The following is a 24,583-nucleotide window of genomic DNA, read 5'->3' as shown; positions in this document are numbered from 1 at the left end:
TGTAATAAACTAAGAAATGAACGCCAACCAGCACTTGGGATTCGCCTCCGTTCCCGCCGTTAATCAATATTTGCGCTTCGCCGCCGACTCCGGCCTGGACTGCGAGCGCGCCCTCGCCGCCGCCGGCGTGGACCCGGTGATCCTGCAAGGCGGACAGAATCAACGCATCAATGGCGATCAATTTCAGTCTTTGTTGCGCGATCTGGCGCAGCAGGCTCAGGACCCATTATTGGGACTGAAGAGCGGCGGCTATGTGCAACCTGGCTCCTATAGCGTGCTGGGCTATATCGTCATGAGTTGCAGCACCTTGCGGGAGGCGGTGGAGCGCATCATTCCCTTTGAAAAGCTGGTTGGCGACATGGGCGTCACCAGTCTGACGCAAGAAGGCGCGCAGACGCTGATTCGCTGGGACTGCGCCTATCCTGATCCGGACGTGCGCCCGCATATGATCGCCAATGTGCTGGCGTCCTGGGTCAACTTCGCCCGATGGCTCGCGAATGCGGACAACGCCGCGCCCTTGCAGGTTCTATTTGAACACCCGTCTCCAGGCCCTGAATTCGAACCCGCCTACCAACGCGCTTTCCAGTGTGAGGTCATCTTCGACAGCCCCGTGAGCGGGCTTGTGGTGAACGACAGGTTGTTGGACACGCCTTTACGGCAACCGGATCTGTTGCTGCGGCAAACGTTGGAAAGCCACGCCAGCGCTCAAATCAAAACGCTGGATGAAGAAGATCTGAGCTTATTGACCCGTGTGAAGAACGCCATTCGCCACCAATTACGCCATGGCGTCAGCCGTCAGGATATGGTGGCGGAACGGCTTGGCGTCACCGCCCGCACGCTGCAGAGACGGTTGAGCGAATCCCACAGCAGCTACCAGCAGTTACTCGACGAGGTGCGTCTGGAGATGGCGCAGGACATGCTGGCCCACTCCGACATCCCCATTCCGGATATCGCCCGCCAGCTTGGATTCGCGGAAGTGCGTTCCTTTCACCGCAGCTTCAAGAGTCATACGGGGGCGACGCCCGGCGAATTCCGCGACAACGCCGGCGCGCCATCTTGATTACCTCACACCCAGGCGCTAACTGAATCCGCTTAAATTTCCTGCTTCGGTATAGCGGCCAGAGCATCCTCAGGATTCACCTCTAACTGCGCAAACCAGTCAAAGGGGCTCAAACACAGCGTCCATTTTACCGGAACCAGCTGCTCCGCCGGCAGCAGCCGTTCGTCCTGATACGCGCTGCGCCGCACCTGGCGGACCAGCTCTTCCATATCCCGTCGCCAGCGCTGCAGGGTGCTTTGCGAGACGCGCCGAAATCCGCTGTCAAACAGCCGGTCTTCCTGCTCATATTCGTCTAGAACCTGTGACAGGAAACGGCTGTTCATGCCTTTAATGTGTTCATGCAACGCGCCTCCCAGAGGAAAGCTCAAATGCCCTTCCACTCGCAGCCGAATCTCCAGTCCCTGCTTGATATCCAGAAAGCGCCAGACTTCCAGCGCGCGTAGGAATGCGTACATCTGCGCCTGCGATAGACTATGACGCGCCTGAATATCGGTGACGCTGTACCCCTGCGTGAGCAGAAACAAAATATTGAAATGACTGATATGGGACGCTAGAAAACGCTCCTGCTCCGGGGTGATCTGGGTAAGCGGCTCCTGACGATTGCGCGCCACCAGCATCAGATCAAGGAGAGAGACGCCTATCGCCTCGCAAATTTTCTCCAACCTGCTCAAGGAGCAATCCTGATCACGAAAAAGCCGCTTAACGCTCTGCTCCGAAACGCCCAATATTTCCGCCAGGTCGCGGTAAGTGAACCCTTTGGCTTTCAATGCGGTTTTAAGTACTGCGATCAGTTCTGATCGATCGCTGCCCTGATTAGCGGCCTGTTCTTGCTTCATATGACGCCATCCTTCCTATGTCGCTTCACGCGACAAAAAGGTACATATAATGTCACCTAATTATCCATGAATTTTAAAAGGTCACATAAAAACATAACCTGAGCGCATTCAAACGACAACCTAATTGTTCTGTCTCAGGAGATAACATGCATTCTCGACTTCTCAGCCTGCTCGCACTCGCCACCCTGCCCTTCGCCGCATCAGCGGAGACTGCGGCGCCTTCGCAACCCTCTCTCCAGAATGTCTGGACCGCTTCCGGCTTCGACCAACCGGAATCCGCGATTTACGACCGTAAACGTCATCAGATTCTGTTATCCAGCATGAATGGAAGCGCTGACGCCGCCAATGGACTGGGTTATATCTCCGTACTGACGGAGAACGGAGACATTGTGAAAAAGCACTGGGTGCAGGGCCTGAATGCGCCCAAGGGCCTGGGCGTCTATGGCGACCACCTTTATGTGGCGGACCTGACCCGGGTCTTGGATATCGACATCACTACCGGAAAAATCGTTCATACCTATGAAGCGCCGGAAGCCAAGTTTCTCAACGATGTGACGGTCACCGACAACGGCGATGTCTATATTTCCGACCTGTTGGCGCAGCGTATTTACCGCCTGCATCAGGGCTCCCTGGAAATCTGGCTAAGCTCTGCGGAACTGAATTTCCCCAATGGTCTATGGGCGCAGCACGATCGCCTGCTGGTAGCCGCCTGGGGCCAGGATCTGCAGGCGGACTTCAGCACACGCATCCCCGGCCGCCTAAAACAGGTTCAGCTGTCCGACAAACGCATCAGCGATTTGATTGACGACCAGCCGCTTGGCAACCTGGACGGCCTCACCGACGATGGCGCAAACGGCCTGCTGGCCACAGATTTCATGCGCGGCCGTCTGTTCTATTTCAGCTCTCTGGACAGGGCGCCGGCGGAATTCGAACTTACTCCCGGCAGCGCCGACCTGGACTATATTCCGGAACAAAAACTGGTGCTGATGCCGCTCATGTGGAAAGGCGAACTGGCGGCCTATCGACTGCCTTAGGCCTCAATTCCCTACTATCTGGTTGCGCCAGGGCTAAAACCCGGCGCAACTTTGCTTCAGAAAGCGTTACCCAGTGCAGACAAATAGTCAGTATGAGGGAACGTTCAAGATGGTTGACCAAACCGGCCAAACTAAAATCAACTCTTTCCTGCGCCAATTAGGCCAGGATTACAATCTGCCGTTTATGAAGCTCGACGATAACGGCGTCTGCTCTCTCTCTGTAGATGGCCATCTCTATTCCATTGTACAAACCAATGACAGCCCCTGGTTATTGCTGCATGCGGATTTCGGCCATGCGCCCAGCGCGGAAGCAAGCAAAGCCGCTCTGCTGGAGCAACTGCTTGAGTGGAATTTTCTGGGCAAAAGCACTCGCGGCGCCACCCTGTCCCTCAACCCGGAAAGCCATCGCCTGACGTTCCATATGCAATATCTGACAGAGCACGTTAACGAGGCGGTTCAATTAAACAACTTACTGGATTTCTTTATTGAAAGCGCCACCCAAATCCGCGAGCAGCTGGTAGACGCTATCGGCACTGGTCAAAAAGCGCCGACTGCGTCTACTTCCGCTCAGCCGGTACACCCAAGTAGCTTCATGCGAGTATAGGAGTCGTCAGATGACAAATATCCATGGCGTATCATCCGCCAATCAAGTGCAATCAACCCAACAATCCAATCCGACCAATCCCTCGTCGAGCCTGAACCATGCCTCGCCGTCTAACGACAGTGCGCGACTTGGCGGCTCTGATCTGGGAGGAGGCTCTTCCTCTCACCCAACGGGTTCGTCAAGCGGCCGGGCTTATCTCGCGGCCAGCACCGAAGGCGCTCAAACCTACTACGGCCAGGCGGTCAACGGCGTAAACAGTTTCCTGCAGCAAAACGGCGTGCCATTGCCTAACGACCAGGCTAATAGCATCGCCAATAACGTGTCTGAACATGAGAGAGGCACGTTGTCCCAGGGCGAAGCCCATATGCGGGAGGCCAGAATGTTCGCTGGCAGCGCCGTACATTACGCAGCCCAGGGCGATTTTGGAAACGCCGCAATCAATGCCGCTGGCGCAGTAGCCAACACTGTGGGCGCGGGCATCGTGGCGCCGGTGACGGACAACTCTGAGGCAGGCAGAGAGTTGGAGCGCATCAACAACGCCGTCAGCGGCACATTCTAACTTTATTGGGACAGCCTTTTCGGCGATGAGGCAACTCCCTGTTCCATCAGGGCGTCTATCTCATCGTCGCTAAAGCCCAACTCCGTCAATACTTCCCGGCTGTGTTGGCCCAATGCGGCGCCGGCGCGACCAGGAACGAAGGCGTCTCCCTCAAATTTGATGGGGGACGCCAACTGCTTGCGACTCACGCCTACATCGTCACTCACTTGGCAAAACATTTCCCTGCCGTTGAAGTGTGGATGTTTTTCCGCTTCAGACAAGGTTAAAACCGGCTCTACGCAGGCGTCGATCGATGCGAATATCCGCTCCCATTCCGCCAGAGTTTTACCCAGGAAGATTTCCACCAGTTTTTGCTTACTGGCCTGACGGTCCTGCTCCCGAGGGCTCAGTATCAACGGCAGCATATGAGGAACCTCCAAAGCGCGACACAGCGCCTCGGCGAATTGCGGCTCCAAGGCCCCAACGGAAAGATAGCGTCCGTCCTGAGTGCGGTAATAATCGTAGCACCCCCCTCCATTGAGGATTTCCGCTTCCAGTTGCGGATCTTCTCCGGTCGCCAGATAGCCCGCCATCGCCATGTGATTCATCGACAGCGCCGCATCGCTCATGGAAATATCAATGCGCCGCCCTTCGTCATTTAGCTGGCGCTGCACGACCGCCGCCAGAATTCCCATTACCGCATGATGCGACCCTCCCGCCACATCCGCCGTCTGCACGCCAAACGGGGCCGGGCCGCTTTCCACTCGTCCGCTGTAGGAACTGACGCCCGCTAGCGCCAGATAGTTAATGTCGTGGCCTGGTCTGTCCCGATAAGGGCCGCTTTGCCCATATCCGGTGATCGAGCAATAAATCAATCGGGGATTGATCGCCTTCAGGGCTTCATAATCCAACCCCAGACGCTGCATCACTCCCGGTCGAAACTGCTCCACCAGTATGTCGTACTCAAGAATCAGCTTTCTGACGATATCGATAGCCTGAGGCTGTTTCAGGTCCAGGGTCAGAGAGCGCTTTCCCCTGTTCAGATAAGCGTGACTGGCGGAAACCTCGCCCACCATCGGCGAAACGACTCTCAGTAGATCGGTGCGCGTGGGCGATTCGATTCGCAAAACTTGCGCCCCCATATCCGCCAGCATCATGGTGGCGCAGGGACCGGGCAGCAACGTGGAGAAGTCGAGTATTTTCAGGGAGGACAAAGGCGCAGCCATATAAAGAAACCACCATTTCATTGTAATTATCAACGCGATGACTATCGGATAGCCGGACGCGCCGCTTCAGCAATCTCCATTATCATGCCCCTTGTTCAGGCGCCAATGGGATTCCGCGCCAAATCCATTGGCGAAATCATCCTTGATCATGACAGGCAATTAGTTAAGACTGAGCGAATCAGAGTTTCTATAGATTCCAATAGGTTAGCGCCCCACAAGGGCACGACGAACAGTATTCTCCGCCGGTATACCCAAAAACATGGCAAAACTTACGGTTTCCAGTCATTTTGTTCGCGCCGCGCTTAGCGGCGCGGAAAGACAAGGCAAGGACGTTGCCGAACTATTGCGTTGCGCAGGCATCCCCCTGCAGGCGTACCAAAACCCGCGCAGTCGTGTGGGCGGTCCGCAGTACACTAAATTAATGCAATGTATCTGGAAGGTTCTGCAGGACGAGTTTATGGGCTTGACGGACACCGTCTGCAAAACCGGAACCTTCGCCACCATGTGTTATCTGGTGGTGCACTGCAATAACCTGGAAAGCGTGCTGCGCCGCGGCCGTATCTTTTATTCTCTGTTCGAAAAGCCGGTGACCTTGAAGCTGGAAGTGCATGGGGATCAGGCCGTGCTCATCGTCGACGCCGAGGCGACTTTTCACGACCCTTACCACTTCTTTCAGGAAAGTCTTTTGGTGATCTGGCACCGACTCGCCTGCTGGTTGACCGGACAGCGAGTGGCTTTGGACGAAGCCCGCTTCAATTATCCCGAGCCGGAACACTCCAGTGAATACCGCCACTTGTTTTACTGCCCACTGCAATTTAATCAGCCGGATACACGCATTTACTTCCATAAACGCTATCTGCAGTTACCGGTGATTCAAGATGAGCCATCGCTCAAGGAGTTTCTGAAAACATCTCCCGCCGACCTGCTTGCGCGACCGGACGACAGCAATACTTATACATCTAAAATCCGGGCGCTGGTAGGACGCGATCTTAGCCAGCAAATGCCGGATTTTGAGTTCATCGCGTCCCAGATCAATGTCAGCCCACAGACTCTGCGGCGGCGTCTGAAAGAGGAAAACACGTCGTTTCAGGAGATTAAGGACAATATGCGACGAGACGCGGCGATTTATTATCTTTCGCGCCGGGAAATGTCCATCAACGAGATCGCTTTCAAGGTGGGATTCACCGAGCCCAGCACCTTTCATCGGGCTTTTAAGAAATGGACTGGGATGACGCCGGGAGAATATCGGGAAAGCGTGCTGCGAGAGCGTCAGCACTGATCCTGAGACGACAGTCGCGCCGTCGCGCAGGGCTTACGCTTTTTCTTTTCGTACAAACGCTTGTCCGCCAGCTTCAACAGCGATCGCGCGCTTCCCGTCCCGATCTGACTGGTGGACGCCACGCCGATGCTGACTTTGACGGGAATACGCATGTCGTCAATGACCAATGGATTAGCGTAGAGGTAATCGCACAGTCGCTCCGCAATTTGCTCAGCGCCCTCCTGGTCCTGGTTGGGCAACAGCACCACAAACTCGTCCCCGGCGAAGCGAAACGCCTGATCAGACTTGCGCAGCATCACACACAGCCCTTCAGCGACATGCTTCAGGTACTCGTCGCCCACGTCATGACCGTAAGCATCGTTGACCAACTTAAAATCATCACAATCAATAAATGCGAGCGCTAAAGGCTGTTCATTACGCGCCGCCCGACTTATCTCCACGTCCAACGCATCCTCCATTTCCCTGCGATTGCGTAATTGCGTCAGCGGATCACGGGTGGCCAGGTCAGCGACTTTTTCCCGCGCCACTACCGAACTCAGGCATAGCGACGCCTTGACGCTCAGCTGACGCAAAAAGAAGCATTCTTTATCCGCGCGATAACGCTCCTGATCGTCGGCGGCCAGGTTCAAGCTGCCCGCCAGACGTCCTTCAAGAATCAAAGGCAGTATCGCAATTGAGCGAATTTGCGTGCGGATTTCCGGCGGAGTCATAAAGAAGAAACGATACAGATCGGCGTGATCCATCAGCGGCTCCCGCGCGCCTTTAGTGGCCGCCAGATACTCAACAGAAGGCGCGCTCACCCATTTCCCCACCAGATCCGGCGAGGCTTTCAGGGTTTTTATCAGGGATTCCGTATGGGCGCTTTCAACCATGGCGTACCAGACATGCTTGACGCCGAATTTGTCCTGCACGGTTTGCAACAGATGCTCAAGAAACGGCTGTACCTTGGCGACATTGAGGATCGCGACCTCAATATCAAACAGGTTACGCGCAATTTCTTCATTTTTACGCGCTCGGGCGAACAGCTCTTCCAGGGAATCCATCGAAGTTCTGACTCACTATCTCAAATGCCCATTCGGGCTGTTTCTTGAAATCACTGATTTATTATTGACTCTAGAGGCTGCGTCCAACCTCTATACGAGACGCCGAACAGCTCTGCACATAAGAGAGACTATTGGCGTCTGAACACACTGGCTTGAGCTAAATAATAGTCAAACATTCGTAGTTTGTTCGCGCCGGCGCCCAACTCCGCGCAATATTTGACCACACCGTTAAGTTTTTCTCACAAGGGGTTGACGGATGCAAACAAGGTCTTTAGTATACGCACCTCGTTGTCGCGGGGTGGAGCAGTCTGGTAGCTCGTCGGGCTCATAACCCGAAGGTCGTAGGTTCAAATCCTGCCCCCGCAACCAGCATTCCTAAAAGCCAGCTTTTTAGCTGGCTTTTTTATTGCCTGAAAATCGCCCCTTACACCCCTCTACAACTAGCTGGCCTTTCTATATATTTTTTAAAGTACAGCCCAGAATTTCTGCCTTAATAGCAAGCCTGCGAAGGTCACGGCTAATCCGCGCCAATTTACGTAAGCTCCCTCATGCACTCACCATATTTATAGCGAACTCGGTATACCTTTCTCTGTTAAACACAGACTATTCAGGTTTCACAGAATGATTAAAGCCTGCTATTTGGTTAATGATCGCTAACCGACCACAATGTGACGACAAATAACGAAATGACACCACCTATAAGCTTCAATCAATCCGGCTTTATACCCGGCCATTAAGAGGGATTTATGGATAAAAAGTGCGTTTGGATTATATTCACGAGAAACTTAGCCCTAAGCAACAGGTGCAGCATAGCCTTTGATGGTTGCGACTATTATTGTACAGAAGCCTACGTCCCTATAGACGATGAGGACATTCCGCCTCTAGGGGAAATCATAAATCAGGTAAAACAGATCCTTTCAAAAGACTATTTAGAGCTGAAAGAAGTTACAAAGTGCATTAAATTCATACCTGAAGAGTGGAACGTAAACACAGAGCCGAATGAAGACGTTATAAAGTTCGCTCAGACAGCCCTCTCTAAAAAAAAAATAACATTTGGCGGTTTCAGGCCAGAGGAAATAGAGCAGATGACCCAATACCAGCACATTATCAGCGAGACGGAATATTAGATAGAAATAGTCGCTGTAAAGGAGTCGCCTCTAGCCCTGTATATATTTCAAACTGGAGTAGACGGTTAGCTCGAAAGGTGGAAGGCGCCGAATCCCCTGCTGGGCCCTGAAATTTAAAGCCGATAGAAGATTGCCCTTCCGCCATTTGCGTCGGAAAAGCCTTGCCCACTGGGGCTTTACTCATAGCGCACCGATAAATATCGATTTTTCCGAAAGTTTTTTAGCAATTGCCATTGACGTACGCCACTCGGATCTTTAGTATACGCCCTCGTTGTCGCGGGGTGGAGCAGTCTGGTAGCTCGTCGGGCTCATAACCCGAAGGTCGTAGGTTCAAATCCTGCCCCCGCAACCAGTATTCTTAAAGCCAGCTTTTTTAGCTGGCTTTTTTATTGCCTGAAAGACGACCTTAGCGGTCGTATGCGGAGGCCCGCCGCGATCAAATCCTGCGCCCGCAACCAGCATTCTTAAAGCCAGCTTTTTAGCTGGCTTTTTTGTTGCCTGAAAACGGCCTTGGCGGTCGTATGCGGAGGCCCGCCGCGATCAAATCCCGCCCCCGCAATCAGTACCCCTAAAGCTCGAGTTTATATCGGGCTTTTTTATTGCCTGAAAAAGGCCTTGGCTGCCGCATCTTGTACACAAGCGATCTATTTCACCTTATTATCTCAAGTCGTTTACCCGCCAGATTTCATTAGCAGTGAATCAGATCCCCACCCAATTGAGATATAAAATACCCAAAGATCATGCCTTTCCGTTAAACAGCAAAGCATTATCGGAGGCTCTTATCGATGTACCTCAATATAGCGAGTTATCGGCGATTTTTAGGTTCGGAGACGAGTACTCACTAAGCTCCTATCGCTACAAGCTCCGTATGCAGGAGCCGGTCACCATCCTGAAAGCCACGTATTCTCGCCTTCGTACTCGCCATTCATCGCCCAATAAGTTTATCGAGCAAGGTTTATATGAGCCGAAGTGGACAATCACTTTGACGGCACTGCCAAAGGAATATTTATCCATTTCGAGCTCTCTGTTAAAGGAAGAAGCGCTTCCAAAACTGCAAGAGTGGCTCATGAAGACAGGTCCGCTGATGGGCTATGAAACCCACAGCATCGCATTTATTTTTGATCTTTATAAGAAGAAGCTAACTCACAGAGCAAGTATCCGTAGGTAAGCATAAGAGCGGATCTCGCACTGCAGCTGAGATTAGCTCTGGCCGCTTGACTCAATCAGTCACAGCTCACACTCCACCACAAACAGTCCGCCTTGTTTCAGCCATGTCTTTCTCTCTTCAGACCGGTAGAAGGCGTCGGCCACTATTTCCAGCACCTGTTCCGGGGTGATTTTGTGGGAGCAGAATTCCAGTTGTTCCGGGCCATTGGCGTAATCTTCAAGAATGGTGGGGGTGAGTTCATCGTGGCGGTATACGCCAACCACGGCGTCAGCAGCGAACTTCACTCCGCCCTGCTCCAGTTGGCGCTTGACGTCGCCCAGGGAATGCAGCATTTCGTATTCAATCGCGGTTTTCAGCATCGAGATCAGGTCGTCGGTGATTTGGGAATCCTGTAGGGCGGTGAAGTCGTCAGAAGCGCCGATTTTGTTGGCGATTAACGCCGCCAGATTGAGAATGAAAAGGCAGCGATGGCCGTCGTTAACGCTCTCCGGAAGAGCTATCGCGGCGCCATGGGGATCTTTATCTGGCAGGCCGATTAGAGCGGCCCTCTCCTCGCCATCGCAAATCCACTCAAACCCTCCCAGACACATCTCCACATCGTCGCCTGTGGCCAGCAAGCGAGATACCTGTTGTCCCGGACTGATTTCAATTGCGAGGGCGTTATACCAATGCGCCGCCAAAGCGGCCCCAATCTGCTCGACACAGTCGAATTGCGGTGCGTTCATGATTTCTGTACGTCTCAAAGCAGTTATCCAAGGCAAGTCGAAGTTCCGGCATCGTCGCTGATGATGGGAATCTTCGCCTCCTTAGTCTCACGCCTGATTGAACAGGCCCAACTCAACTTGTCATCCCTATACAAGCAACATACTCTCTTTAATCCCAGCACACCGGCAAGCGGATCACAAATTTCGCGCCTCATTCCAGCTGAAATAGATGCTTGCTTAATTAGGAAAGCGAACAATGTCAAACCACCACCTAACGCGCGCTACCATAAGCAGAACCGCCCAATGCAGGACGGCCTGCAGGTAGCTCAAGTCGCCCAGAAGCACTACTTTGAGGCTCTGGCGACTCTGCTCCCCCTTTCAACATAATTAAAAACAATCGGTTAGGCAGGCAGCCTTTTATTACCTGACGCCCAAGCGAATAGTGTTAGTTACTTTTTAAATGCCAAACATACCCAATAAGGCATATTGGAAGAAAACCTAACATTGCTGAACCCGTTCCTCTCCAACATCTCTGTAATTTTCTCCCGGCTGAACCTCTTTTCAAGCCGGGTCCCAAACCGATCCAAAGCATCTGTCTTCATATAGTAAAACTCTTTTCCGCGGTAATCGGACAAAGGAATTCCATCAACCTCAAAACCCAGCTTTTCGAGACACAAAGCAGCTCTTGCGAAGGGAAAATAAACAAACGCCGCGATACCGGTAGAAAGCGGCTTTTTTGCGGCGAACGGGAGACTGGACACAAACCTTCTGATCATATCGGAGATACGCCATAACGACTTAAACGCCATCCCTCTATTTTCAAAGTCGTAATAAAGATACAACAAAAACGGAGCTCCGCTTTTAAGTAGCTCAGAGCAGGACCTTATTCCACCTTCTGTATCAGGAATGTGGTGCAACACTCCCAGACAATATCCGAAATCCTGGCTCCCGCGCTCAACAGAAACCCCATCCACAGGCGCACACTCATAGTTGATATTGCTACATTTAGATAGCTTTTTCCTAGCGACTTCCAACGCCTTCTCACTAGGATCAATACAAGTCAACCTACCTACGCGCGGAGCGACAAAACTGGCCCACCTGCCACTTCCGCATCCCATATCAAAACCGGCAGCATTACCATCCAGCAAGTCAAAGGGAAATATATCGAAGTACTGATTAAAAGCTTTTTCCAGAGAGCATTGAGCTACCTCATCCTGAGGGTATGCGTCCCACTCATTTCCGAAATCCTCTACTACTTTGGCATCCACATTCTTCATAGCGTCTCCTATGGATTCTAGCGATGTTGTTCGCTCAATGCTCGTAGCGCGACAACCTGGATTTTAGCAGCCCCGCGATTCAACTCCAGTCCATTCCCATTTATCTCTTTTATCAATGTCCCTTTGAGTTTTAGTCGATGACTACGCCTTCCATCAAAGGTTAGTCCAACTTTCAGATAGTCATCACAAGGAAACCCATCGGATATTTTGTAACGACAGCCTCACCATCTCAAATTTGGACTATATTTAATACAGAGGGCCAACCGCCGCGTTCGCGGCTCCTGGACAGGCCCCTTGCGACTAGCCGGCAGTATCCGGGAAGCGGGTGAGTTCAACCAAAGCGCCTGCGCCGGGATTACGGTGGAGATGCTTCGCGAGGACGGTCGGTTAGTGAATTTTCCACACATTGAAAGTGCATTGTGTTACAGAGGATTGTTGCATCCGCTGCTCTAATAACTATTGCAATTTCAACGCTGATCCAGAGTTTCAACTTCCGAGAGTAGTAGCAACTACAAAAAGAGCCGTCCTATGAAAGTCTATATAGATGCGCCACTGGTCGCCGTCGCCCTCTTTTGCGCCGTCGCCGCAAGCATCGCCTTTGAAAGGATGTCCATCAGTGACGATAAACATCCTCCTGTAATCCAGACCAACGCTTACGCACTGGAGAATGCAATCGACCAAGACAAAGCCCCCGGAGCCCTCCCAGGCGTACAGCCCGGACTGCGCCCGGTCGCTTTAACCACCGATTACCTACGCTACCCGCCGCTGATCAGTGACGAAGCCATTCTGGAGCTATGGGCGCAAAACAAAAGGACCGCCACGCCGCTAATAACGCCTTGAAGGACGAGGAACTGCGCGCGCCGGCTCAGTAGTGAGCCGGCAGCGCGTCGTTAATGACGATTTTCTTTTTCTCCACCTTGATATATCCGCCTATCTCAAGATCTTTCATGATGCGCGAGACCATCTCCCGACTGGCGCCGACCCGGTTGGCGATCTCCTGCTGCGTCAGCGGAATCTCCGTAATCAGGCGGTCGCCTTTGCGCTCCGACAGCTGTAGCAGAGTGCTGGCGACCCTGCCGTAGACATCCATCAGCGCCAGGTTTTTCACATTATTGGTCAGTGCGCGCACGCGTTGGGTGAGGTGAATAATCAGGTTGTAGGCAAGATCGGGCGTCTGCCTGAACGCTTCCAACAGGCTGGATTTGTTCAACATCAGAAAGCGGCAAGGTTCGGTAGCCATCACCGAAGCCGAGCGCTCTTTGTCATCGAACAGGGCCAATTCGCCGAAATATTCGCCGGCTTTGAGGTCGTTCAGAATGACCTCCTTGCCGTTTTCATCGCTACAGAACACTCTAACCCGTCCTGAGACAATGATATAAAGGGAGTCGCTGCGGTCGCCTTCCGTAATGACAATACTGTTTTTCTGGAAACACCGAAAAACAGCATGCTTTTCCAATTGCTGGAGTTGTTCAGCGTCGAACCCGGAGAAAAGTGGAATCTGCGATAAAAGACTCATACTGTATTAGCTCCGACATCATTTTTTCTTATTACGCCGTCCCCGGCTATGTTTTATATGTTACGCGCTAGTGAGTGATTTTTCCGTAAAAATTAATCAGATGTCTGAACAGACACGATACCGTCCGCCTCTTCGACAGCACTTGAAAATGTGGCTGCCGCCCTTGCTGCTGAGCCTGCTTTTAGCGCTTGGCCTGATGACGCCGGTTGGTCAGAGCATGGAGGAAGGTTTCGGACTGGATACGTTGTTTCACCTGCGTGGCGAGCGCGCTCCTCCTCCCAAAGTAGCGGTGATAGCGATCACGGAAAACACCGCTGCCTACCTGCAGGTCCCGGCCCGCCTCACTGAATGGCCCCGGTCGGTTTACGGGGAGCTGGTGGACACATTGGACGCACAACAGGTCGGTTTGATTGCGTTCGATATCTATTTCAGAGAAGCCCGTGACCCCGCGGCGGACGCACGCTTCGCCGACGCTATGACCCGTAGCGGCAAGGTGGCGCTGTTCGCTTTCAGCATGCGCCGCATCACCAACGTGGATGGTCGCCGCATTGTTGCGGACAGCATTAGCGAGCCGCTCCCCCTGTTTGCAAGCGCAGCAGCGACGACAGCGCCTTTCGCACTGCCGAAAGTATCTTCCAAGATCAGCCGCTTCTGGTTACTTCAGCCCGCCAACCCGCCACGCTGGGCGATGCCGGCGGCGGCGCTGTTGCAACGCGCCCCAGATCGCGAGGACTCCATCGCCCGCCTACAGGAGCTACGACCATCGCAGCTGTATAATTTTTATGGCCCGCCCCGATCCATACCCACCATTTTTATGGAGCATCTCCTCGCCCGCCCCGATGATTACGCCGACCTCTTACGGGACGCCACGGTCTTCATCGGCTATGCAGCGGAGTATCAGCCCGACCAGCGCGACGGCTTTTATACCCCCTTCACGCCAGACACCGGCCTGGACATCAGCGGCGTAGAGCTGGCCGCCACCGCTTACGCCAATCTGCAGGAAAACAGCGCGGTGCGTTATCACCTGGGAGTCTGGTTCATCGCAACGCTGTTTTACGCCGCGCTGGCGTTCGCATTAAGCAATATCGCCTCTCCCGGACGTGGATTGCTGTTGCTGTGTTTGCTTGCCGCAGGCTACATGACATTGGCCTACGCGTTGTTTGTACAGAGTTATGTCTGGCTTCCGTGGATGACGCCTATCCTGGCGCTGACTCCTGCTGCGGCGCTGCATGGGGTATGGCGGCGCGTGCAGATTATCGACCAGCAGAAGCGTCGTCTGGAGCTGGCTTTTGGCCGCTATATTCCGGCGCATGAAATTAAGCGTCTGGCCAGCCAGCCCGGACTACCGCAACAGCAAAAACTATTCGGCGTGTGCCTCGCAACCGACGCCGCCGGCTATACAGCGCTGTCTGAAAACGTGTCCCCGGAGCGACTGAGCCAAATCATGGATAGCTACTACCAGGCGGTGCTCACGCCAATTCGCCAGCATGGCGGCATCATTTCCGATGTGGCGGGCGATGGGGTGATCGCGCTTTGGCCGCATATCCCTACCGATAAGACATGGACGACAATCGAGCCCGCATTAAAGGCGTTGCGCGCATCCATCGACCTGTTCAATCAACAGTATCCGGACTCGCCGCTCCCCACCCGCATCGGCCTGCATGCGGGCGAAGTGGTATTGGGTCATTTCGGCGCTTCCGACCACTTCGAATACCGGGCGATGGGGGACATCGTCAACACAACGTCGCGCATTGAAAACGCCAATAAATTACTGGGAACGGACACGCTGATCAGCGAAGCCTGCGCGGATACCCATTCACTTCGCGCCCTGGGACGATTTCTACTACAGGGCAAACTGCATCCCGTCGCCCTGTTCAGCCTGATGCAGGACAACTGGAGTCATGATAATGAACTCGCGTTTCGGCAAGCGTTGCGTTGCCTGGACCTCGGAGACATCGCGCAAGCGCGAGTTATTTTTGCGCGTCTGCACGAAAATAGCGCCGATTCCGTATGCAAATTTTATCTGCGCCAATGTGATGCAATATCTTCACAGTCAACATATAAAGGCCCACCGGAATTTGTTTCCCAACTCAGCAAGGCCTAGTCCATTTATATGAGTTTATTGGAATTTTTCCACTGAATTACCGGCACTAATGCCTGGATTTACTGCTACAATCCTCTCAGAATAATTACATGACTATGCGACACTTTCATAAGTGTTGAATAAGCCAAAAGACGGATGATCTCCTCTGTATCCGGATTTAATCCTTAGGGATAACTTCCAAACATTGGAGCCGCATCCATATAAAAACATAGTCATATATCTGGGCGGATATTGAGCTTGCCGGAAGCTGTTTCTTAAATCCGGCGTGTTGTCCTCACGCAGTTGTCAGCCTGAACATCAATAATAAATGCGGTACCCGTTAAGGAGTTCGCCGTGGGCCTATTGCTGCGTGGCCAGTTGCCGTATCGTGTTTCATGCGGAGCATTGTTTTCCCTTAGCCTGACGCTGTCAGGAACCTCCGTCGCCGCCCCTCCCTGCGCGGACTGGATGGGCAAAGTCATCGCCGTACAGGGAACGCTGGAAAAGTCACTCCCCCAACAAGCCTGGACCTCGCTGACGCCCGATCAATATCTCTGCCCCGGCGATACCCTGCGCACAGGGCAAAACAGTCGCGCCTCCATCTATCTGCGCAACAACACCTACATGCGCCTGAACCAGAGCGCCATCATGCGCTTTCCCGACAACGTCGAGAAACAAAGTTTCTGGGTGCAGCTCAAGCAAGGCGTCGCGCATTTTCTCAGCCGAATCGTCAACCGCTTTGAAGTCGACACCCCCTACGTGAACGCCATGGTGGAAGGCACTGAGTTTGTCGTAGAAGCGACGCAAGGCGGCTCCGTCACCGTGATCGAAGGCAAAGTGCTGGCTTTCACTGACACGGCACGCCTGCGACTGACTCAGGGCGAACAGGCGCGCAGCGATACAGGCGCGCACCTGCGCAGTTTAAAGGTGAATACGCAGGACACGGTTGCCTGGGCGATTTATTACCCTCCAGGCACAGTGCTGAAGGAGCTGGCCGCCATGAGCGACAGCGCTGGCGCCGCCACACTGTCTCAAGTCCAGGAGATGATTGATCGCAATCGCCCGGATGCAGCGTTACAGGCGTTACGCGCCGATTCAGGCAACGAACCGTCCTTAAGGCTTGCGCAGGCGGCGATACTGTTAACGTCCGGTCAACAGCAGGAAGCAGGCAACCTCCTGGAGCCCCTGCAAAATGATCCGCGCCAGGGGCATCTCGCCCTCGCCATGCAAGCCGTGCTCGCTGCGGTCAACAGTCAGTCTCAACAGGCGTTGCAACTGGCGCAGGACGCCATCGCCCTGCGCGCTGACAGCCCGTCCGCACAGCTCGCCCTCTCTTACGCCTGGCAGGCCAACTTAAATCTGCCGGAAGCCATTGCCGCCGCGGAAAGAGCGACGGTGGCCGCCCCTCAGAGCGTCATCACATGGACCCGTCTGGCTGAGCTTGAGCTTACTTCCGGCGCATATAGCGACGCCAAATATGCCGCCGGACGCGCAACGGAAATCGCTCCCACGCATCCTCAAGCGCAAATCGCCGCGGGATTTATCGCGTTGTTTGAACACAAACTGGCTGATGCTGACGCTCATTTCCAAAGCGCGATCAAAGCAGACCCTGGCGTTCCTGACGCATGGCTGGGTCTGGGGCTGAGCAAATTGCGCGGCGGCGATCTGGAGAGCGGACGCAACGACCTCGAAGTCGCTGTCAGTCTGTCCCCCAACAACGCTGTCTTACGCAGCTACCTGGGGCGCGCCTATTTCGAAGAAAAACGCAGCGACGACGCCAGCGAGCAGTGGCTACTGGCGAAAGAGCGCGATCCGCAGGACCCGACGCCGTATTTCTACGACGGCGTCAACAAACTCTTCGGCAATGACCCCGTTGGCGCCATAGAAGAATTGGAGCGATCCAAACAACTGAACCGCAATCGCGCCGTCTACCGTTCAGACGGGCTGCTGCAAAGCGACTCCGCCGCCCGTAGCGCAGCGTTGGCTCGCGCATACGGTGAAGCAGGCTTCGATCAGGCGGTGCTTTTGGAAGGATGGGAAGCGCTCAGGCAAGATCCGACCAGCGCCGATGGCCATCGTTTGCTCGCAGATCGCTACCTGTCGCAACCCAATCATCAGGCCGCCCGGGTTTCCGAACTCATGCAGGCGCAGCTCTGGCAACCTATCACTGCTTATCCGCTGCAACCGCAACTCTACGAGACTGGACTGCCTATCGTGGAAGGACTTGGGCCCTCACGCAGCGGCGTCAACGAATACCATCCCTTGTTTCTACAAGATGGAGTTTACGGCCTGACCAATGGCTTCGTCGGCAGCGACGACACCTGGGGAGAAGACATCGTCGTCTCCGGTTTACAGGGCCCGGTGAGCGCCAGCTTCGGCCAGTATCACTATGAAAGCGATGGCTTTCGTAACGGACTGGATCAGGAACAGGATATCTACAATGGGCTTTTGCAGTGGCAGATTCATCCTTCCATCAGCATTCAGTTGGAAGCGCGGAAGGCTGAGAAAGATGATCATTTATTTAAGCTGCAATCCATTGAGCCAGACGCAGAGCCCGAGGACCGGAGTGTCGACACGAAAACCTACAGATTTGGCTTAGCCAGCCGCCTGGACAATCACAATAGCTGGCTGTTTTCCGCTATTCGCCAGAAGTTTGAGGAAGAGCAAGCGCTGGCTGCGGCAGATACCTTTTCAGACCGCAAGCCGCGTACTTATGAGGTGCAATATATCCATACCGCCTCAAACTTCTATGCTCAAATCGGCGCTGGCAGGGCTTCGATTGAAACGAAAACGAACATCCAGAATCCTACTGGATATATCAATAGCGACGACGACATCACCCACCGAAATCTATATACCTATTTTGGAATCCAGCCCACAGAATCAGTATTTCTATTAATTGGCGCCGCCTACGATAACTTGCGGCTTGAAGTAGCGCGCAACACTTTCTTTGATTTTCCATTCCCGTTACCGGATATCGATATTAGCGACAGCGCCACTGACGAAGTTAAACAATGGTCCCCCAAGATCGGCGTTGAATTCACGCCAACTGAACAACTTACTTTCCGATTAGCGACATTTAGATCCCTCAAACGCGATATTGCCGCTGACCGCACCATCGAACCGGCGCAAATTCTCGGTTTCAATCAGTTGTATGACGACCCCAACGGTTCAGATGTAAAGACCTACGCTGCAGCAACGGATTATAAGCTGGGCGGCCGCTTCGGCGCCGGCTTGGAAGCGATGCGGCGCACCGTGGATATCCATCCCAAACTTCTGCAGGCAGAACCTGAAAGGCCGCATCATGAATTTGAAAATTACAAACTCTACTACTTTGGCGTCCTCTCTCCGTCCGCGACGGTAGATATCGCCTACGAATATGAAGACCAGGATTTAGAAGACAAGCAGTTTGGCACAGGATCTATTTACCGAGTGAAAACACATAGTCTTCCATTAGGCGTCACACTCTATCTCCCCAGACACTTCTCTATGCGAATGGAGAGCATATACACCGACCAGAAAGTAAAAGCGTCGTTCGCCTCAGGTGACCAAAGAGACTTTGACGCCAATCTTTGGACCTTCAATGTTCGCCTCGATTACAAACTGCCGCGCCGTTTCGGAGAGTTGCAGTTTGGCGTCGATAACCTCTTCGATAAAAACAAAGAAATTCTGAACAGTGAGTTGGATTATCCGGGGTATTACCCGAAAAGATTTCTATACAGCCGCATACAGCTGTCTTTCTAAATAAAAAATGAAAAAACAAGGAGACGACAATGAGATTGATGAACTTACTTTACACCCTCGCGCTGGGATCTTCCCTTTCCCTCAGCGCCTGCGCTCATACTCCCGGAACCAAGCCCAGCGACGGAGATCCCAACTTCCCCAACCATCCGAATACCGGGGAAAGACATGATCCCAAGAATGTCGGCAAATACGCATCATTCAGAATTACGATGACCAATGACGGCAGAATGGTCGTACTGAACGAAAAAGGCGAGGAAATGCGTCCTAACGCAAAACTGCCCCTTAAAGTGGAAGCTCACTATATTGAGTCAGCCGAGTCCATGATGATTATGCGTTACAGAGGCTCGCCGGAATATTATGTGCTGGAAGTGGGTGGCGATATCTATCATGTACCCATTCCTCACACCCATTAACTTTAGTCTGGCAAGAGATTTGGCGGGCGCATAGAAGCGCCTGCGCGTCGGTAATCAATGGGGGACAGGACCTGACATACGCAGGTCCTGTCGATATAGACAAAGTCAGATCATATCCTCTACACGCTCAATATGCTCCTTGCGCCCAGCGGGCATCGGCAGCAACAAATTCAGAATAATGGCGACGAAGGCGCAAAGTGAAATGCCTTTCAGCCCCAGATCTTTATCTCCGATCACCATGCCGCCAATCCCGAACACCAGCGTGACGCCGACGATCACCAGGTTACGGGCTTCACTCAAATCCACCTGATGGCGAATCAGTGAATTCATTCCCACCGCAGCGATAGAACCGAACAGCAAACACAATATGCCGCCCATCACCGGGACCGGAATCGTCTGCAACGCCGCGCCGAATTTGCCGATAAACGCCAGCGCGACAGCGATAACCGCCGCCCAGATCATAATTTTAGGATTGTAGTTTTTGGTCAGCATGACAGCGCCCGTCACCTCGGAGTAGGTCGTGTTGGGTGGCCCGCCAAACGCCGCCGCGACAGAAGTGGCCACGCCATCGCCAAGCAGGGTGCGATGCAAGCCCGGCTTTTGCAGGTAGTTTTTACCAGTGACCGAGCTGATCGCCAGAATGTCGCCGATATGCTCCACGGCAGGCGCCAAGGCCACGGGGATCATGAACAGGATCGCCCCCCAACTGAACTCCGGCGCCACAAAAGCGGGCAATCCGAACCAGTTGGCGTTGACTACCGCCGTCATGTCCACCACACCAAAAGCCAACGACAACGCATATCCAAACGCCACGCCGCATAATATCGGCAACAAACGCAGTAGTCCCTTGCCCATGACCGCCACTATCAATGTCAACGCCAGTGCGGGCAGAGAAATCATCAACGCCGTTTCATAGGGGACCAGCTGCAGAGCGCCATTGCCGCTTTTGCCCATCGCCATATTGGCGGCCACCGGCGCCAACCCCAAACCAATAGACATAATCACCGGCCCTACCACCACTGGCGGCAATAACCGATCCAGAAAGCCGGTTCCTCTGAACTTCACCGCTGCGCTCAAAATCATGTAGGTCAAGCCGGCGGCGATCAGCCCTCCCATGGTGGCGGGCAATCCGAAAGTGGATTTCGCCGCCATAATCGGCGCGATAAAAGCAAATGAGGAGGCCAGAAAAATAGGAACCTGCCCGCCGGTAATCAGGTGAAACAGCAAGGTGCCGACGCCAGCGGTGAATAATGCGACATTGGGATCAAGTCCGGTAATGAGAGGCATCAACACCAGTGCGCCGAATGCCACAAATAGCATTTGCGCGCCAGCCAGCGCCTGTTTCCAAAGCGGATCGGTCGTACTCATCATGGATATTTTCCTACCTGAAAAAGCGAGTGTGTTTTTTGGCTTAAGCAAAACCCGTGCAATATAACGAAAGGCGCGCGCAAGGTCACGGCGAAACGCCTCTCCAACAAGGACTTTCCCGTTATCAGGCATTCACATTTCGCTTGCCAAACCCCAAATTCGCTATAAAATCTGCGCACCTTTCATCTGATCAATTATTAAACTAAATGTCAGCCGCTGTTCCGCTACATCCTGACGCCGCTTCTGAGCGGGGCGATCTGGATCTACTTCAACGCTTCCAGTCCCTCGACGCCCTGCTCGCCGAGCATGACTATTTTTGGAAACCACGCCCCTTTGAAACAACTCATCCGAGTTGGCGCCAGTTGCATCCGGAACTCTATAACGCGATCAGCTGCCTGTCTGATGCAGAAGTCGATGTCTGCTCCGCCGAGCCAGCCCGGTTTCAGGAAATCGCGCAACCATTGCTGCCCTGGCTGTCGGAGTTGTCACGGGCCAGTGAGTTAGCCGCCGCTTCAAGTCGCCCTTTGACGTTTTCACCTTTTGACGCCTTGCATGCGCCCGGACGGAAGTGGCGCCAAGTTACCGCCTTCGCCGCCGCCCTTCCGCCACTGAGCGGACAAGTCCACGACTGGTGTTCAGGCAAAGGTCACCTCGCTCGCGCCATCGCCGGCGCCAACGAGGTAACAATGTGCTGCTTTGAATTGGACGCGCAATTATGTGAAAGCGGACAAGCATTGGCGGATAAACAACAATTGCCGATCCACTATGTTCGACAGGACCTGCTACAGCCGTTCGATTCCAGCAAAGAAGCCTATCGCGGCGGGTGGCGCCTGGGCCTGCACGCCTGTGGGCAGTTACACGTCAACCTGTTGCGCGCCGGTGTGGACAGTGCGGCGGATGGCGTCGCCATTGCCCCATGCTGCTATCACAAACTCTGTCTTGGCGAGCAATATCAACCTCTCTCCGAGACCGCCCGTCGGGCCAGTCTAACCTTGTCCCTGAAAGACGTATCCCTGGCGGTGCAGGAAACCGTCACTGCCTCAGCGAAAGAGCGCGCGCAGCGAGAGAAAGAAAGCCAATGGCGTCTGGGATTCGACGTACTACAACGTCAGTTACGCAATAAAGACGAATACCTCCCTACGCCATCGCTTCCCAAAGCAATGCTGAATGGCGACTTTACCACCTTTTGCGCATGGGCTGCGCAGGAAAAACAACTCACCCTGCCCAAGGACATCGACTACGCCCAGTTCGCGGCAGCCGGCCGTTCACGTTATCGCGAAGTACGCAGAGTAGAACTGGTGAGACATCTGTTTCGCCGCCCACTGGAAATCTGGCTGGCGCTGGATCGCGCGCTATTTCTGCAAGAACGGGGCTATGAAGTGACAATGCGGGAGTTTTGTAGTCGCGAGATAACGCCGAGAAATATTCTGATAAAAGGACAACTGTTGTAGTAAAGAACGGCATTTTGTATTGAATACTTTACACATATCGCCATCCACGCCAATCCATACAAATGTTATTTCCATGAAATGCAAAACAACACACAATCATGGAATATATTTTGCATTATATTCTAGTCCTAATTCAGTACGTTACTTTGCTGAGGACAGATCCGCACAGTGTCATGGAGAGATACTTCCGCCATTCGATTACTGCCGGGTTTTAATCAGGAAAAGCGCTTTAAAGCGCATTATTTAAAACCAAATCCACTACTAAGAATAACCTGCCACATTGGAGGTGTTTCAATGAAACCCATACGGACATATTCAGTCCTGCCGTTTTTGCTCCTGAGCATTCCATCATTGTCCAACGCTGGAGTCATCGAATGGAAAGGGCCTGTAAATGGAGCCTTTTCCGACGCCTCTAACTGGCAAGGCGGAGTAACTCCAAAGTCTGGCGATACAGCAGTTTTCAATACAGGCGGAGCCAGTCCCTATACAGTCACGTTTAATGATAGCGACGCTACCACCATCGAAAGTGTAGAAGTCCGCAACGACCAATTGACGATAGAGAATAGCTTTGCAATCGAAAAAAACCTCACCATTGGCGGAACAGGTGGGGAAAACACAAGTTTGACGTTCAATAACGGACAAATCCTTTTTCAAGACAATCCGAGCGGCCATAACCCTCCGTTAACCTCAATTAAGAGTTCAGCTGGCGGCTCTTCCGAAATGGTTATGAATCATAGCCAACTATCGTGGGTTAATCTGGCGGTGGAAATGGAGGGGAAATCCAGCTCAATCGTCATGAAAGACCATTCTGGAATTGAGGGACTTTATTTACAGCAACGTGGCGAAGCCAGTCTGGTCGTTGACAACTCATCTTTAAGTCTTTCTTCTGCATTCTACCAAGATGATGGCGTCGCCCTCTTTACCAATGGAGCTTACGCCGGCCTGTCAGACTCCTTTATTGGCGGTAAATTTACCGCGGAAGGCCCAGACACACGTATTTATCATGGCGGTTACCTTAGCGCTGGCGGTGAACTGACCTATCGAGATGGCGCCTATGCCCAAGCGGGCATGTTAGCCGGTGGCGGTACGATTAATATTGACGGGGCCGGTTCACAGCTTGAGTTTAACAGCATTGGTTTGTACGACCCCTATTCACCTATCGAATTCTCCGGCGAAGTTAACGTTACTAACGGCGGCGTTTTTGGTGACCTAAGCACTACTGGATACTCTTCAGGCTGGGTATCTGGTCATATGAAAGTGAACCTTTCAAATGGAAGCTTTGGGGCCCAATTTATTGACAACAACGGAACCATTTCCGGTCACGGCCAAATGGTCGGAGAGCTGAAAAACAAAGAAGGCGGTCGTATTGAGTCCAAAGGCGGCTCACTGGCGCTGAATGGCAACTATACGCAAGACAGCGCCAGCGTTCTGTCCATTACCATCGGCGACTGGATGCTCAGCGACGACACTGCTGCGCTAGCAATCGACGGAACAGCGGCTTTGGATGGCTTTGTCACAGTTCAACTTGAAGACGCCTTCAAGCCAAAGTTAGGGGATGCATTCAACCTGCTCAGCGCGACATCTATCGTCGGTGAGTTTAGTGACTTTTCCTTCCCTGGTTTGAGTGGAGGAATGGGTTGGGCTTGGGAAATCATAGCCGGCGCCGACTATGAAACCCTGGTTCTAAAAGTGGTTGCGAACCAAGTACCAGTCCCAGAGCCAGGTACACTCGCGCTTTTTGGTTTGTCAGCGAGTTTGATTCTTCTGAGAAGAAGGAAGCCTGCCTGATTTTCCATCAAAAAAGCGCCCCGAGGGGCGCTTTTTCTTTATCTGTTTCACGTTAATACAGCCACATCAAACCGGCTTCAATATAGTCAGCAGGGCCTGGGCGTGTTCCGCCGCGTCGTGGCCGAGGCTGGTAAGGTAGCCGCCGTCCGCCTGGGTGATCAGCCCTTTCGCATGCAGCCTTTTCGCCGCCGTCACCATTTTCTGCCCTGCAGTCTGGTGCACTTTCAACCCTTCCTGGGTCGTGGTGAGATTGTATTTAGCGAGGATCTCGATTTCATCAATCAGCTCGGGCGTGTAGGCCATATAAGCTCCTGGTTATTATCA

General features: G+C 53.2%; 21 protein-coding genes and 2 tRNA genes. 15 read left to right on the top strand and 8 right to left on the bottom strand.

Going from position 1 to position 24,583, the window contains the following annotated elements; genetic code table 11:
* Positions 1-16 precede the first annotated feature (16 nt).
* Positions 17-1,060, top strand: coding sequence for an AraC family transcriptional regulator (locus tag ACQYWX_RS09575; protein ID WP_431688617.1), 1,044 nt, complete (start codon positions 17-19; stop codon positions 1,058-1,060).
* Between the two features lie 32 nt (positions 1,061-1,092).
* Here ACQYWX_RS09575 and ACQYWX_RS09570 read toward each other — a convergent pair whose 3' ends face one another.
* A complete protein-coding gene (locus ACQYWX_RS09570) occupies positions 1,093-1,896 on the bottom strand; it encodes a helix-turn-helix domain-containing protein (RefSeq protein WP_431688616.1) in 804 nt (267 codons plus the stop codon).
* 146 nt (positions 1,897-2,042) lie between these two features.
* On the opposite strand from ACQYWX_RS09570, the gene ACQYWX_RS09565 reads away from it, so the two are divergent.
* The 3 genes from ACQYWX_RS09565 to ACQYWX_RS09555 all read left to right on the top strand — a co-directional run bounded on the left by ACQYWX_RS09565 (position 2,043) and on the right by ACQYWX_RS09555 (position 4,093).
* Complete coding sequence (locus ACQYWX_RS09565) at positions 2,043-2,930, top strand: SMP-30/gluconolactonase/LRE family protein (protein ID WP_431688615.1); 888 nt, start codon at positions 2,043-2,045, stop codon at positions 2,928-2,930.
* Between the two features lie 109 nt (positions 2,931-3,039).
* On the top strand, positions 3,040-3,534 hold the full coding sequence (locus tag ACQYWX_RS09560) for a CesT family type III secretion system chaperone (RefSeq protein WP_216737101.1): 495 nt from the start codon (positions 3,040-3,042) through the stop codon (positions 3,532-3,534).
* Between the two features lie 10 nt (positions 3,535-3,544).
* Positions 3,545-4,093, top strand: coding sequence for a hypothetical protein (locus ACQYWX_RS09555; RefSeq protein ID WP_431688614.1), 549 nt, complete (start codon positions 3,545-3,547; stop codon positions 4,091-4,093).
* Positions 4,094-4,095: 2 nt separating this feature from the next.
* Here the strand turns inward: ACQYWX_RS09555 and ACQYWX_RS09550 are convergent, their stop codons facing one another.
* Positions 4,096-5,298: a CaiB/BaiF CoA transferase family protein gene (locus ACQYWX_RS09550; RefSeq protein ID WP_431688613.1), complete on the bottom strand. Its 1,203-nt coding sequence runs from the start codon at positions 5,296-5,298 to the stop codon at positions 4,096-4,098.
* Positions 5,299-5,557: 259 nt separating this feature from the next.
* Between ACQYWX_RS09550 and ACQYWX_RS09545 the strand changes: the two genes are divergently transcribed.
* Positions 5,558-6,577: an AraC family transcriptional regulator gene (locus ACQYWX_RS09545; protein ID WP_279502254.1), complete on the top strand. Its 1,020-nt coding sequence runs from the start codon at positions 5,558-5,560 to the stop codon at positions 6,575-6,577.
* On the opposite strand, the gene ACQYWX_RS09540 is transcribed toward ACQYWX_RS09545, so the two are convergent.
* Positions 6,568-7,620 (bottom strand): GGDEF domain-containing protein, encoded by a 1,053-nt coding sequence (locus tag ACQYWX_RS09540; RefSeq protein ID WP_279502257.1) that lies wholly within the window; start codon positions 7,618-7,620, stop codon positions 6,568-6,570. The genes ACQYWX_RS09545 and ACQYWX_RS09540 overlap by 10 nt on opposite strands.
* A gap of 292 nt (positions 7,621-7,912) precedes the next feature.
* Between ACQYWX_RS09540 and ACQYWX_RS09535 the strand changes: the two genes are divergently transcribed.
* From ACQYWX_RS09535 to ACQYWX_RS09520, 4 genes are all read left to right on the top strand, one after another.
* Positions 7,913-7,989: transfer RNA gene (locus ACQYWX_RS09535), tRNA-Met, on the top strand.
* 377 nt (positions 7,990-8,366) lie between these two features.
* Complete coding sequence (locus ACQYWX_RS09530; protein ID WP_431688612.1) at positions 8,367-8,747, top strand: hypothetical protein; 381 nt, start codon at positions 8,367-8,369, stop codon at positions 8,745-8,747.
* A 275-nt stretch (positions 8,748-9,022) separates the two neighbouring features.
* Positions 9,023-9,099: transfer RNA gene (locus tag ACQYWX_RS09525), tRNA-Met, on the top strand.
* Positions 9,100-9,441: 342 nt separating this feature from the next.
* Positions 9,442-9,915, top strand: a complete 474-nt coding sequence (locus ACQYWX_RS09520) for a hypothetical protein (RefSeq protein WP_431688611.1) — start codon at positions 9,442-9,444, stop codon at positions 9,913-9,915.
* A 59-nt stretch (positions 9,916-9,974) separates the two neighbouring features.
* Here ACQYWX_RS09520 and ACQYWX_RS09515 read toward each other — a convergent pair whose 3' ends face one another.
* On the bottom strand, positions 9,975-10,640 hold the full coding sequence (locus ACQYWX_RS09515) for a hypothetical protein (protein ID WP_431688610.1): 666 nt from the start codon (positions 10,638-10,640) through the stop codon (positions 9,975-9,977).
* 428 nt (positions 10,641-11,068) lie between these two features.
* Positions 11,069-11,896 (bottom strand): class I SAM-dependent methyltransferase, encoded by an 828-nt coding sequence (locus ACQYWX_RS09510; RefSeq protein WP_216737107.1) that lies wholly within the window; start codon positions 11,894-11,896, stop codon positions 11,069-11,071.
* Positions 11,897-12,424: 528 nt separating this feature from the next.
* Between ACQYWX_RS09510 and ACQYWX_RS09505 the strand changes: the two genes are divergently transcribed.
* Positions 12,425-12,736: a hypothetical protein gene (locus ACQYWX_RS09505; RefSeq protein WP_431688609.1), complete on the top strand. Its 312-nt coding sequence runs from the start codon at positions 12,425-12,427 to the stop codon at positions 12,734-12,736.
* Positions 12,737-12,761: 25 nt separating this feature from the next.
* On the opposite strand, the gene ACQYWX_RS09500 is transcribed toward ACQYWX_RS09505, so the two are convergent.
* On the bottom strand, positions 12,762-13,412 hold the full coding sequence (locus ACQYWX_RS09500; RefSeq protein ID WP_216737109.1) for a Crp/Fnr family transcriptional regulator: 651 nt from the start codon (positions 13,410-13,412) through the stop codon (positions 12,762-12,764).
* A gap of 100 nt (positions 13,413-13,512) precedes the next feature.
* Between ACQYWX_RS09500 and ACQYWX_RS09495 the strand changes: the two genes are divergently transcribed.
* The 3 genes from ACQYWX_RS09495 (at position 13,513) to ACQYWX_RS09485 (ending at position 19,652) form a co-directional block, all read left to right on the top strand.
* Positions 13,513-15,516, top strand: a complete 2,004-nt coding sequence (locus ACQYWX_RS09495; protein ID WP_431688608.1) for a CHASE2 domain-containing protein — start codon at positions 13,513-13,515, stop codon at positions 15,514-15,516.
* A gap of 333 nt (positions 15,517-15,849) precedes the next feature.
* Positions 15,850-19,239, top strand: coding sequence for a FecR domain-containing protein (locus ACQYWX_RS09490; protein ID WP_431688607.1), 3,390 nt, complete (start codon positions 15,850-15,852; stop codon positions 19,237-19,239).
* Positions 19,240-19,268: 29 nt separating this feature from the next.
* Positions 19,269-19,652, top strand: a complete 384-nt coding sequence (locus ACQYWX_RS09485) for a hypothetical protein (RefSeq protein WP_216737112.1) — start codon at positions 19,269-19,271, stop codon at positions 19,650-19,652.
* Between the two features lie 105 nt (positions 19,653-19,757).
* Here the strand turns inward: ACQYWX_RS09485 and ACQYWX_RS09480 are convergent, their stop codons facing one another.
* On the bottom strand, positions 19,758-21,023 hold the full coding sequence (locus tag ACQYWX_RS09480) for a uracil-xanthine permease family protein (protein ID WP_216737113.1): 1,266 nt from the start codon (positions 21,021-21,023) through the stop codon (positions 19,758-19,760).
* A 203-nt stretch (positions 21,024-21,226) separates the two neighbouring features.
* Between ACQYWX_RS09480 and ACQYWX_RS09475 the strand changes: the two genes are divergently transcribed.
* Both ACQYWX_RS09475 and ACQYWX_RS09470 read left to right on the top strand, forming a co-directional pair.
* Positions 21,227-22,471 carry a methyltransferase gene (locus ACQYWX_RS09475; RefSeq protein WP_431688606.1) on the top strand — a complete coding sequence of 415 codons (1,245 nt, stop codon included), beginning with the start codon at positions 21,227-21,229 and terminating at the stop codon, positions 22,469-22,471.
* Positions 22,472-22,639: 168 nt separating this feature from the next.
* Complete coding sequence (locus tag ACQYWX_RS09470) at positions 22,640-24,259, top strand: PEP-CTERM sorting domain-containing protein (RefSeq protein WP_431688605.1); 1,620 nt, start codon at positions 22,640-22,642, stop codon at positions 24,257-24,259.
* Positions 24,260-24,325: 66 nt separating this feature from the next.
* Here ACQYWX_RS09470 and ACQYWX_RS09465 read toward each other — a convergent pair whose 3' ends face one another.
* Positions 24,326-24,562 carry a TIGR02647 family protein gene (locus tag ACQYWX_RS09465; protein ID WP_011398411.1) on the bottom strand — a complete coding sequence of 79 codons (237 nt, stop codon included), beginning with the start codon at positions 24,560-24,562 and terminating at the stop codon, positions 24,326-24,328.
* Between the last annotated feature and the right edge of the window lie 21 nt (positions 24,563-24,583).

Source organism: Hahella sp. NBU794 (assembly GCF_050749805.1).
In the GTDB taxonomy this organism is placed as follows: domain Bacteria; phylum Pseudomonadota; class Gammaproteobacteria; order Pseudomonadales; family Oleiphilaceae; genus Hahella.
Note: the sequence above shows the minus strand (reverse complement) of the source record. Positions and strands in the feature narration are given on the sequence as shown.